Annotated in this window: 8 protein-coding genes; 4 read left to right on the forward strand and 4 right to left on the reverse strand. The window is 42.3% G+C overall.

The annotated features are described in order from the left end of the window. Positions 1-102 precede the first annotated feature (102 nt). Positions 103-2,091, reverse strand: a complete 1,989-nt coding sequence (locus F8R90_RS10980; protein WP_196510763.1) for an ATP-binding protein — start codon at positions 2,089-2,091, stop codon at positions 103-105. Continuing rightward, on the reverse strand, positions 2,088-3,362 hold the full coding sequence (locus F8R90_RS10985) for a DUF4255 domain-containing protein (protein ID WP_196510764.1): 1,275 nt from the start codon (positions 3,360-3,362) through the stop codon (positions 2,088-2,090). Before F8R90_RS10985 ends, F8R90_RS10980 begins: the two co-directional genes overlap by 4 nt. 570 nt (positions 3,363-3,932) lie before the next feature. Here F8R90_RS10985 and F8R90_RS10990 point away from each other — a divergent pair. Further along, entirely contained in the window at positions 3,933-5,906 is a 1,974-nt protein-coding gene (locus F8R90_RS10990; protein ID WP_196510765.1) for a serine/threonine protein kinase, read from the forward strand. Between the two features lie 85 nt (positions 5,907-5,991). On the opposite strand, the gene F8R90_RS10995 is transcribed toward F8R90_RS10990, so the two are convergent. Next, the gene (locus F8R90_RS10995; RefSeq protein WP_196510766.1) at positions 5,992-7,593 is read right to left on the reverse strand and encodes a peptide ligase PGM1-related protein; all 1,602 of its coding nucleotides are present in this window, start codon (positions 7,591-7,593) and stop codon (positions 5,992-5,994) included. Between the two features lie 688 nt (positions 7,594-8,281). Here F8R90_RS10995 and F8R90_RS11000 point away from each other — a divergent pair. Then, the gene (locus F8R90_RS11000) at positions 8,282-9,154 is read left to right on the forward strand and encodes an SDR family oxidoreductase (protein ID WP_196510767.1); all 873 of its coding nucleotides are present in this window, start codon (positions 8,282-8,284) and stop codon (positions 9,152-9,154) included. 193 nt (positions 9,155-9,347) lie between these two features. Next, positions 9,348-9,605 (forward strand): hypothetical protein, encoded by a 258-nt coding sequence (locus F8R90_RS11005; protein WP_190889560.1) that lies wholly within the window; start codon positions 9,348-9,350, stop codon positions 9,603-9,605. Positions 9,606-9,665: 60 nt separating this feature from the next. Here F8R90_RS11005 and mgtE read toward each other — a convergent pair whose 3' ends face one another. Beyond that, on the reverse strand, positions 9,666-11,066 hold the full coding sequence (gene mgtE, locus F8R90_RS11010) for a magnesium transporter (RefSeq protein WP_190889558.1): 1,401 nt from the start codon (positions 11,064-11,066) through the stop codon (positions 9,666-9,668). A gap of 1,194 nt (positions 11,067-12,260) precedes the next feature. Here mgtE and F8R90_RS11015 point away from each other — a divergent pair. Further along, a partial coding sequence (locus tag F8R90_RS11015) for a PA14 domain-containing protein (protein ID WP_196510768.1) occupies positions 12,261-12,964 on the forward strand: 704 nt, incomplete at its 3' end.

Genomic DNA, 12,964 nt, shown 5'->3' on the forward strand with positions numbered 1-12,964 from the left:
AGAGATTATGGCGGGAGCCTTCTCTCCGATTTAGGTAAAGTACAAAACGCAGGACTCACGCATCACATATAAAAAGCTTCTGCCTTCTGCCTCCTGCCTCCTTCACATCCACCCCCCAACTTCCGCCTCAGTCAAAGGCTTCTCTAATTTGGTATATTCTGTCTGAGCAGCCCGCAACACGTGTTTCATCTGCACTGGTTCCCCAGCATCGGCAGCGAGGAAAGCTGCATTTAAGGCTATGTTACGGATATTACCCCCAGCGACATTGAGTCGTGCTAGTTGCAGAGCATCTAAATCTGCGGTTGGGGTGTCGGCTGGAAAGACGCGTCGCCAAATCTCGGCTCGTTGCGTTGTATCGGGGAAGGGGAACTGCACTACAAAGCGAATGCGCCGCAGAAAAGCTGTATCAATTGCACTCTTCAAGTTAGTAGTCAGGACTGCTAAACCTGGGTAGCTTTCCATCCGTTGCAATAGGTAGCTAACTTCGATGTTTGCATAGCGATCGCGGGCATCTTTAACCTCACTCCGTTTGCCAAATAAAGCGTCAGCTTCATCAAATAACAAAATTACCCCGCCTTGTTCAGCAGCATCAAATACCCGGCGCAAATTCTTCTCTGTCTCGCCAATATATTTGCTGACTACCGACGATAAATCAATGCGATAAAGGTCGAGGCGCAATTTATGGGCCAGCACTTCTGCTCCCAAGGTTTTACCAGTGCCGCTAGCACCTGCAAATAAAGCGCTGATTCCCAATCCTCGCGCACTCTTCGCAGCAAACCCCCAATTGTTATATACAGTACTCCGTTGACGCACATGAGCCGCAATTTCCCGGAGAACTTGTTTCTGTGTCTCTGGTAATACTAAGTCTTCCCAATCACCAGATGGCTCAATTCGCTGGGCTAGTTCATCCAAGCGCGGACGTGCTTGCACACGGCAGGCATCCCATAAAATGCTAGTGATATCGTTTTCCGGTGTTTGTGCTAACTGCCCTATAGCTTCTGCACAAGCAGCGCGGATGGTTGCGGCACTTAGGTTAAACTGATCCACTAGGGTTTTAACTTGCCCGTTCATTTGCGGTGCGATTGCACCTAGTGCATCTTGCCAAACTGCGCCTTGTTCTTTGATAGTTGGTTGATGTACGTCAAAATTAACTACTAGGCATTGTGATAAGCCGATCCGTTCCCGACTCGTGACTATTAAAAAGCCGTTTGTGCGTTCAATGAACCGAGCGATCGCATTCAGCCGCGCTGTATCATTAGTATCTAGATCGTTGCAGTCTATTAGTAACGCACACCTACTTAAAATCGTCTCACGAGTCCATAGGCGGATGAGATTATCTAACTCGCCAGGTGCTAAGGGAATGACTTGTGCAGGCATTACCCACAGGCTTAAACCCTGGCTCTGACAAATTGTAGCGGCAATGGCACGTTTGCTGGCAGTTTCGTTACTACATAACTGAACGATTGGCAAGCTATTAACCTTGTAAGCTTGCGACCAAACTGCTGCTACTCGCTCTGCTAAATCTTGGTGCGAGGGTACTAAATCAATAACCTCTTTTAATGGCTCAATGATGCCAGCTAATCGTTCGTCAAGATATTGAATACCCGTTAAATAATGTAAAATCCGCTCGTCAATTCTCAAGGGACTAAGAGTAAGGGAATGACCGTCACCAATTTGAATTAACCGCCAATGACGTAAGGGAGCGTTTGGAGCGATCGCATCCCAGTGGACGTTAGGTAAAGCTGCCAGAGCTAAACTTAAGGTTGGGTAAGCTCGTTGTGAATCGCCGTGGACTATAGCACATAACTTCGCAAAATCTCCATTCAATTCCATACCTGCACACAACAGCAACAAATCACGTTCAAAGGGTGAGAGGCTAAACATTTTGCACACTCTCTCCAATGTCGATGGTGCAGGCATAGCAGCAGCAGCTTCCTGTAACGCTTGCTGTAAATGCTCTTGGTTTTTCTCCTCAGGTTGATTTTGCTCTTTTGCCGTGTGATTTTCTAAAATACCACGCACCACAGCTAGGGCTGCTGATAGATAGCGGTAGTTTGCCTCATCCCAATTGTCATTTGTCGTAGCATTCATAGAATTGTCACCTGTGGCGAATCATATTCCCCGGACTGATTTTTATGCAGTGGACTTTCCGCCCCATCTACCTGCACCCGGACAATATAAGTTCCTGGCTTCACATTTTTGACAGGAATAGTGATTGCATCAGTGTTTTCGGTGCGTGGTGCAACCAAGAAAGAGTAAGCTACCGGGCTATCACCTGACGCTTCATTAAGTAGCAAAACTACCCGCTGTACCTTAGCAACTTTAGGCTGGAATTTAACGATAATTTCTGCTGTGCGTAAATTGTCACCACTATTTTCAACTTGAGCGACAAATGCTGAAATTGTTGGATGGAGGACAAAAGTTGCAACGTTTGATTCAACTAGATAATCCGTTTGTCCTGCGTTGTTCATTGTTAGATGTACAACTTGGATACCCTGCACACTTGCGTACAAATCTGGCGGGACTAACAAGCTGATTTGCGTTTCTTTAACATCCTGAGGTACTAGTAATGTCTCCGTATTACCCAAACGAACTCGTGTGATCTCACCCCGTAACCGTTTACCACGAATTACTAATGTTGTGCCCGCAACAATCATTTGCTCAGTCTTTGCCGTAGCCATAACTTGCTCTATACTCGGCTGAGACAAGGGCATCATATAGAAACTTTCAGATTTGTCAGATTTACTACTTTCAATCAATACCATTGATGCCAGATAGGTAGCTGAAGGTCGATAGTGTGTTTGTAAAGCAGACCATAACTTAGAAGTTTCTTCCATGTTAAAAAACTCTGGAGTCAGTTTGATCTGCCCAATTTGTTCAGCTAAATCGGATACAGACACACTTGCTAAAGCTTGCGAAAAAGCACTTGAGGTATTGGTTGTAGAGGCATTTATCAGAGTATTCTCAATAATATCCGATGTGATAGCTGGTGTTTTGTGTAATAAATGCATTGCGTAGCCAAGGAGAAGCTCCGCCTGAAAATCCTTGGCTCCATAGGCTGTTAGCAAGTAATGGAGGTCAAGAGCTAGTGGTGGAGTCGGAGAGCGCGGGTTTCCATTAATACGTGAGTGCCTGCTCCGAAATTCCTGAGATACCCAATCGACATTTCGATTCTGCGTCACTTGATAGAGAAATAGGTTAATTTGAGCACGCTCGTCAGCTTCAACTGAAATTCGATCAGGCGGCAGGGCAGTTACAATCACATCACCAACACTAGCAGTGATCGGATCACTGACTAAACCATTTTCCAGCAAGACTTTTAGTACTGCTGTCACGGCGGCTATAGAGAGCACATTACTCATCCTCGTTCCTCATGGCAATAGCACATATCAATCATGTACGCCTGAGCACATTGACAGAATATATTTTGCAAAACTTTAAATATTCTGTAACGGAGACTATCTGCACGGTATAGAAAATTACATAAGCAATAGTCTGTCAAGTTTGAGTTGCTAGGTTCTTAGTTTACGCTTTAGTGCAAACTACGAACAATCCCTACCCCTCAATTATTTCTTGATACACTACTACTTATTAGCAGCTCGGCAGATAAAAATAACCTTAATTCGATGAGTAGAGTCTGCTATAGCTCAAAATCAGGAAAAAAGAGTTACGCGGACGACCCTCGTCGAATTTGCGTTAACTTAATATCAGGAACCAATTTCAACTGTCATAGGTCTTAACTTTAAACATTTTATCAAATTCTTCGCATTACTTTAAGTTACTAATATGTTAAGCTGAGTATAATTAGATAAATACTAGTAGCATATATTACTAAATACTTAAGGTTACGAAGCAAGCAATCATATTTGTAATACTAGTAGTATCTCTGACAAAAGTTAACACTTTAAAGTAACTAGGATGGGTTGCCCCAGATGAAATCCCCACCTTCTTCAAATTCTTGGATTGGACGCTTCGTAGGTGATAACGAGCGATACCGTTTAGACAGACGGTTAGCCGGGGGTGGCATGGGAGAAGTCTTCCTGGCAACGGATACCCGTGTAGGTCAGCAGGTAGCACTGAAGTTGCTCAAAGATACGCTGGTGGCATCACAAGAAATGAGAAAGCGTTTTGAGCGTGAGGTGGCAGTTTGTGCTGCTTTGCAAAGTGACCACATCGTTAAGATTAGTGATTGTGGAGTCACCCCGGAAGGTTTTCCATTTTATGTAATGGAATATTTGCGGGGGCAAACCCTCAGGCAGTTACTGCTACGCGAAAAGCGGCTATCTGTTGAGCGGACTGTGAAGATTATGGCGCAAGTTTGCAAAGGTCTACAGCTTGCCCATCAAGGGGTGACTGTCCAACGTGATGGAGGAAAAAGCACTGAAAATATTCAGGTAATTCATCGTGACCTGAAACCAGATAATATATTTTTAGTGCCTACAGATTTGGGAGAGTGGGTAAAAGTTTTGGATTTTGGTGTCGCCAAAATTCGGAGTGAATCTTCAGAAAATTCCAATATTACAAATATAACTAGTACATTTATTGGTACGTTTCGTTACGCACCTCCTGAGCAAATCCAAAGTGATAAAAACCTGGACGCTAGGGGTGATATTTACAGTTTAGGAATTATCCTTTATGAAATGCTGAGTGCAGCCGACCCCTTTGGAATCAGCATTAAGGGTAGTCATATTAGTGAAGCTTCTTGGGTATTAGCTCATGCTTATGAACCACCAAAACCACTGCGATCGCAACCAGGGTGTGAGCACTTACCCGTACAATTGGAAGCTGTGGTGATGAAATGCCTCCACAAGAACCCAGCTAACCGATTTGCAACAGTAGAAGAACTGAATCAGGCTTTGCAAGCTGCTGCTAAATTTGCCACAGGGACTACTAGTGTACCTGGACAGGCTACTGGGGAGCCGCAACCTTTTTACAATCAAGGTTCAAATCACGAAACTGTTCCAAGACAATCGAACGACGATACTATTCTGCGTCCTCCATCTGCGTACAATCAGGGTTCAAATCACGAAACTGTTCCGAGACAATCGAACGACGATACTATTCTGCGTCCTCCATCTGCATACAATCAAGGTTCAAATCACGAAACTGTTCCGAGACAATCGAACGACGATACTATTCTGCGTCCTCCATCTGCATACAATCAAGGTTCAAATCACGAAACTGTTCCGAGACCATTTCAACCAGTTGAGCAAAACCAATCTGAGGAAACCGTTCCTCCCCTTCAAGCTGGATACAACCAAGGTTCAAATCACGAAACCGTTCCGAGACCATTTAACCCAGTTGGGCAAAGTCAACCGAGTCCTGTGAATAATCCAAATGCCAGCAAACCGGATGTGACATTATATCAACCACGACCTGCATCTAATCAAGGTGGGCAACAAGTGCCGCCAGATAAAACATTGTTTCAACCACGACCTGGGTCTAATCAGAGTGGGCAACAAGTGCCACCAGATAAAACATTGTTTCAACCGCGACCTGGAGCTAATCAGAGTGGGCAACAAGTACCACCAGATAAGACCTTGTATCAACCGCGACCTGGGTCTAATCAGAGTGGGCAACAAGTGCCACCAGATAAGACCTTGTATCAACCAAGACCTGCATCCAATCAAGGCAGACCACAAGTGCCGCCAGATGTGACGTTGTATCAACCGCGATCTGCATCCAATCAAGGCAGACCACAAGTAGCAACAGATGACACTATTTACCAACCAAAGCTAAATGGGCAGCTAGCTACGAGAATGTCTCCCAATTTCTTGCGAATCCTGGGAGTGGTCTTTGCCATTGGGCTGACTTTAGCATTGGTAACGTATATATATACTCAAATTCAACCTCGTAAAGAGCCAAATAATCAACAAGGTTTACCTAATAGCGGGATTCAAAACTAATCAGCTAATGAGCGTTAGGCAAGAGCGTAGATTATGTACATAATCTACGCTCCTAAGCCAATTCATGTGTTGCAAACGACATTCATTAACTATATTCATCCCAAACTACAGGAAAGGAATAATTTGAAACCGCCGATAAATCATGATTTTCGCTGCGGGTTTCTTCATCTAGAACTTTCACAACTTTGTTATAAATGTCTTGTGCTTGTTGCGGGGAATCACCGATGCTGGTTAATCCTAACTTGCCAAACTGCGAAAGGCAACCCATAAGATGAAACACTGTACCCGTTTCAGTACCGCTGTCAAAGTGCAGTCTGTGGTGAGCGATGATATCCATCAAATCATTAGGTAATAATCCCTGATAGCGCTCTTTTTGCAGATTATCAGTGGCAATGTAATATTTTGGCCGACCTTGCTGACTATAAAATAAACCTGTGGAAAGGTCATAGCGACCGTTCGTTAATAATTTCAAGGTCATGAATGGATGAGTTGTACCGCCTTTACGCAGATTAATTTCGATCGCCTGAATATCCCACTCTCCATTACCCTTGTCAACGGTGATAAAATCTACGCCAAATCGCTCTAAAGTGCCTTTCTCTGCTAGCTTTCTGCCAACTTGTAACCCCAATTGCTGTAATTGCAACCGATAGCTTTCATCAGCCGGAAAGCGACAACCAAGATAAATCTGACCGTCTGGGCCTCCGAGAATTTGGTCGTGGGTTGAAAGGATTTCCACTTCACCAGTGGGAGTGATTCGTCCTTGGACGCTGGGCGATCGCTTAATTTCCCCTTCCACAAATGCCTCAGAAATTGCCCCTAATTCAGGGATTCTTCCCGAAAAATTATCCCAAGTTTCTTTTTTTGCTTGAAAGCGCATTGTTGAGAAGCGATCGCTAATTGCTGCTATCCTTTCGGCATGAGTCCCAATACCTGGTGCTAGATTCTCAATTGGTCTAAGATCGAGCAATGCATTTCCCTCTCCCGAAATGCCTTCGTTGAGTTTTACTACAACCCTTTTTAATGTAGGTTGGCGTTCCCACAAATCACTGGTAGCTTCTGCTAAATCTGTGTGGTTCCAAATTTTTTCAGTGCCATCTGGATGCGGTACTCCGCTTTCGGCGAAGATTTGCCGACTGCCACTTTTTGTCCCCCAAATCTGTAAATCTGGTGCGGCAGCATACAGAGGTACACCCAATTTTACAGACAATTCGCCTTCCCAGTGCGAAGAGTTGTAGCAGATCATAAATGATTTATCTAGCCTCAAAGCTTGATGAATCCGCTTTAGCAGGCGAGGGCGTTCTAAAATCTTTTGGCTGAGAGGCTTAAGCGAGGAATCGTAAGTAGAAAGTAGCAGCAAGCGGTTGCGAGCATGAGAAAAGGGAATTCCTGGCAACAGTTGCAGATAATAATCAATGATACTAGGGTGCAGAGGTACTGATGTTACATAAACCAACCGAGTCCGGGGATTCTGCAACCGAATCAAGGAAAATAGTAATCTTTCTTCATAATGTTCGCAGCCTTCGATCTTTTGGAGTTCGCGCTGATCGAGACTCAGGGAGGGAATAATTAAAATATCCGCTTCATTATTGTCAAATGACTCGCTCGTTTTCCAGCGATCGCTCAGGGTTAATTGTAAGTGGTGAAACTTTTCAATCTGCTCTAACTCGGAAATATTTAGTATTGCCATAACCCCTACCCTCTAATAATCTCAATGTAGCGCACCACATAGGCTTTTGGGCTATTATGCGGACTAGTCGTCAGATACTTGTGCAAGGAATTTAGTCTGCAAAAAGGCAACTATGCAGATATCAGCCTAAATAAATATTAACATTAACGAAAATCGCTGGTATGAAAGTAAGTATTTTTACAACTACGAAGTTAGAAAGTAGAAATCTTGATTTTCATTGAACGAAAAAGGCTCAATTGTTGAGGCACAATCAATGATTGTAGACTAATTCAGCAACTCTAATTTATTTGATTTATTTTACGTCTTAAGGTTGAGCAAATGCCAGCTTATTTTACCTCTATGGAGCGATAAAGTACAGCAACATAATAGTTAACTTAAAAGCAGATGAGAAGGAGAAATCCTTCATCGCATGAGAGTTGTAGACTTGTTTTTCGTGGTCAGGTGAATAGCGTGTGTCAGGTGTGAGGATAAATAATGTAAGCCGCGTACAATTGCCAGCAAGAAGTACGTTTGGTAAGCATCCGGGGTATAAACGCCTAAAATTGCAAATGGCTAGTGAAAGCCAAAGCAAAAAATAAACCTTGGGTTGAATTTTCGATCCAAGGTTTACTTTTGAAATGGTGACTAGAGACTGGAGAAGGTTTTTACCAATATCCAATTACATTCAATAATTACCGAAACAAAAACTATGGCTAAATCAAAAGAGCAAAAAGAGCAAAAATTACAACCGCCACAGCAACAACAACCACCAGGTGTTGAATCAGAAATGACGCCAAAACCCAAAGCAGATGATGAGCAGTATAGGGGTAGTGGCAAGTTACAAAATAAAGTAGCATTGATTACGGGTGCAGATAGTGGTATTGGTCGTGCTGTAGCGATCGCATTTGCTAAAGAAGGTGCAGATGTGGCGATTCTTTACCTCAATGAACACGACGATGCCAAAGAAACAAAACATTTGGTAGAAAAACAAGGTCGTCGTGCAGTAACCATTGCAGGCGATATTGGCGATGAAACCTTTTGTCAGCAAGCTATCCAGCAGACAGTTGGGGAGTTTGGTAAACTTGATATTCTCATCAACAACGCCGCCGAACAACATCCTAAAGAAAGTATCGAAGAAATCACCAAGGAACAACTAGAGCGAACTTTCCGCACTAATATATTCTCAATGTTTTTCATGACTAAGGCTGCACTCAAGCATTTACAAGCAGGCAGTTCTATTATCAATACCACATCAGTAACAGCTTATAAAGGTAGCCCACAACTACTAGATTATTCTTCTACAAAAGGTGCGATCGTTGCTTTTACTCGTTCTTTATCACAAAATTTGGTGCCAAAAGGAATTCGCGTTAATGCTGTTGCACCAGGGCCAATTTGGACACCTTTAATTCCATCAACTTTTCCTGAAGAGAAAGTTGAAACTTTTGGTAAACAAGTACCAATGCAACGAGCCGGACAACCAGAAGAAGTTGCTCCTAGCTACGTATTTTTAGCCTCTGATGATGCTTCTTATGTCTCTGGACAAGTATTACATGTCAATGGCGGAGAAGTTGTTAATGGATAAGTGAAAAAGTTGGTCATTAGTTATTAGTCATTGGCCATTGGTTATTTATTTTGGACAAAGTACTAATGACTAATGACAAAGAAATAATTACTTCTAACTCTACCCTGATGGTCTTCCATTGGAGGGATGAGTTAATATTGAAATATTGATAATCTATCTAGCAGCAAACATTTAAGAAATAATAAGTAAGTCTATGGCATCTCCTACACCACTGCATGGCACGGAACTAGTAGATTGTGCTAGAGCAAATGCCAAGCAAGGAATTGAAACTGCTGCTTATCAATGTGGCTATGGTCAAGACCTCAACAAATTTGCACGAGAACTCAGACAAGCTTGTGAAGAAATGAATTTACAAGTGAAGGAACTCAGCGGATTGATTACTGACCAGGACATGATACTAGAATTGGGTACTGGCGAAATTGTTGCTCCAGATACAGCATCAGAATTGTAAAATTAGTCATTTGTCATTTGTACTTTGTTCTTCACTAATGACCAATGACTAATGACTCTTTCATAACTTTAAAATTACCCGTGCCAAATTGAAGTAAATCAAAACGCCTACTACATCAACTGCTGTGGTAATAAATGGTGCTGACATTAATGCCGGATCTAAACGGAGATAGCGAAATAGAAACGGCAGTGCCGAACCGGAGATAGAAGCTAAAAGAGAAATAGCTACCAAACTAGTGCCTACAGCGATCGCTACTTCTAATCGTCCTTGCAGAAAATAAGCCCAGACAGTAGCGATCGTGCCTAACATTCCTCCTAATAATGCACCTGCGATCGCTTCCCGTCCAATTACCTGCAATGCGCCAAGCGATCGGATTTCGTCAGTATTCATCCCGCGAATCACCACTGTGGAAGATTGAGCACCCACGTTACCACCAGTACCAGTCAGCAAAGGGATAAACGCTGTCAGTGTTACCACTTTTGCTAAAAGGTCTTCTTGCGACTTAATAATTGTTCCTGTGATCGTATTGGTTACAAGTAAAACCAATAACCATACAACCCGCTTTCGAGCAATTTCCAGTAAATTCATCTGAAAATAGTTGTCGCCCCCGGACTGCACACCACCACCTAAGGCATAGATATCTTCGGTGGTTTCTTGTTGCAGAATATCAATCACATCATCAACGGTGATAATACCTACTAGGCGCTGTTCTCGATCTACGACAGGCACAGCCAAAAAGTCATATCTTTGGATTAATCTCGCAACTTCTTCCTGGTCTGTATCAGTGTGGACAAACACCACATCACGGGTCATAATTTCGCCAATAATTTGCTCAGGCTGAGAAGTTACCAACTCCCGTAACGATACAATCCCTGTTAAGCGCCTTGCCGCATCCATGACATAAAGATAATAAATCATCTCACTGGCATTAGCTAAATTGCGAATTCGCTCTAGGGCTTGAGATACTGTAAAGTTTTCTTTCAGCGAGATTAGCTCTAGCGTCATGATTCGCCCAGCAGTATCAGCTTCATAACCCAATAGTTGGGCTGTAGCCTGGCGTTCTGCTGGACTCAGTTGTTCTAGCAGGCGATTAACGACTTTCGCTGGTAATTCATCAAATAACCTAGCTCGGTCATCCGACGACATTTGATCGACAATATCGCGGACTTCTTGACTTTTAAGTTCCTCGATTAACCGTTCTTGAACACTGTAGTCGAGATATTCATAAACCTCAATAGCCTCATCTTTAGAAAGCAGGCGAAAAGCCAAAGCGTGCATCGCTTCCGGTAAGCCCTCAATCGCCTCGGCAATATCCGCAGGCTGCACAGGTACGAGAATAGCTTTTGCTCCCTGCAAGTCTCCCGCTTCTAGGAGCATTTGCAGCTGAGTCCGCACTAAATCTCGCAATTCCCTGCGTGAGACATTCTGGATGGTAGAGTTTAAATTGTTTGTCTCAGTCAAAGTCCACTTTCCTCAGCCAGTTTGAACAAGGTTGCTGCCCTTAGTCTAGGGGAAAGTGGGAATCTGCAACGTCAAACTTGTAATTTTTCCGACTTTGAGTAAATTGAAAAGTTTTGTAAATTAACAAAATAAGGTTTCGGAAGCTAATAATTCTTTGCGATCGCTGGATAGTCTACCTACAACAGCTTTACTCGAATAAGTATGATAATCGGGCAATTCTAACAGATTGTATTCCCTAGCTTAAATTCCTGACTGATGAGGCTTTTGCAAAACTTTTCGCTCCACTGACTTTAGATTACTACTATATCTCTGCTGGTTCTTGTAACAAAAATATGAATTTTTAGCTAATATCAAGCATAGATAAATAATTCTTGTTCAAATCTTTAAATGTTAAAATTTTCTTTACACAATTTTTATATAAATAATAACTATGCGGTTAAAAAACATGAGATCATCCGGTAGATTGGGAATTTTTATTTAAAAATAATTAAAACTTTGATATTCCTTTAAAAAGGTATAGATCAATGTGAATATTTAAACAAAGTTCCACAACAAAGATAGACATAACACGGTGATCTATTGTCAAATATATAATTGATTCATCTAAAAACAATCCCTAAACTTAAAAATGTAAATTCTCACTTTTAATTACCTAAGTATATATCTACCCCACTTGGGTCTTGCTTCGCCTCAACTTTATGCACCTGCACATTAGTGAGATTAGAGGCTCTGAAAAAAGAGAATTTATGAATTTTGATGCATGTAAATTCAGTTTGGCAAATTTACATGCATCAAAAACTCAGAAATTGGTCGGAAGGAAACAAAGATTCATAAGGGGTAATACACCCTTTGAGTAATCTCTAATATTTATTGGCATACACGTTTTTATATATACCTGCTTTTAGGGAAAATATAGCAAGGTATATTAATTCATCCTATTTTTATGTTGAGCCAAATAGATAGCAGAGTGGGAAAAATCAGCAAAGGAGCATAGATAAAATAAAATAATTATATCAGCAATTCACTGAAAGAGAATCAGCATTAATAAATATATCAATAGGCAAAGGATTAGCCTATAAATATATTTAAGCTAAAATAATTCCGAATTTTTTGTTGAAAATATTCAATATAAAACTAATCCGAAAGCATTGATTATGGAATTAGTTTTAGCACTATTGTGAGGCATATATCTCAATGAATGATTTACAGAAGCAAGGTCTTAACCAACAGTTGTCAACATCTCCAAGTCCAATAGATAGTAATAAATCATCTCTACAAACGATTGATCCGGCACAATCTAATATTTCGGCTCGGGCTAGCGCCAGTATGCTATCTCAGGGAGATGGACTCAAAGGAGAGTACTACGATAACATCGACTTCACCAACCTGAAGCAAACTCGCACAGATGCGACGGTGAACTTTAACTGGGGTGGTGTTTCTCCAGATCCGTCCATTGGTGCAGATACGTTCTCAGTGCGTTGGACAGGTCAGGTAGAAGCCAAGTACAGCGAGACTTACAATTTCTACACCACTGCTGATGATGGGGTGCGACTGTGGGTGAATGGTCAGCAAATCATCAATAAGTTTGTCAATCAATCCGCCACAGAACACAGCGGCGCGATCGCACTGGTTGCAGGTCAAAAGTACGAGATTAAACTCGAATACTACGAAAATCAGTACTCTGCTGTTTCCCAACTAGCTTGGTCAAGCTCCTCTCAGACCAAAGAAATCATTCCCCAGTCCCAACTGTATAGTAATGTCAACATACCTACACCTGGAAATGGCAACGGACTCAAAGGAGAGTACTACGACAACATCGACTTCACCAACCTGAAGCAAACTCGCACAGATGCGACGGTGAACTTTAACTGGGGTGGTGTTTCTCCAGATCCGTCCAT

This window comes from Nostoc sp. NZL (assembly GCF_015714705.1).
Classification (GTDB): Bacteria; Cyanobacteriota; Cyanobacteriia; order Cyanobacteriales; family Nostocaceae; genus Nostoc; species Nostoc foliaceum_A.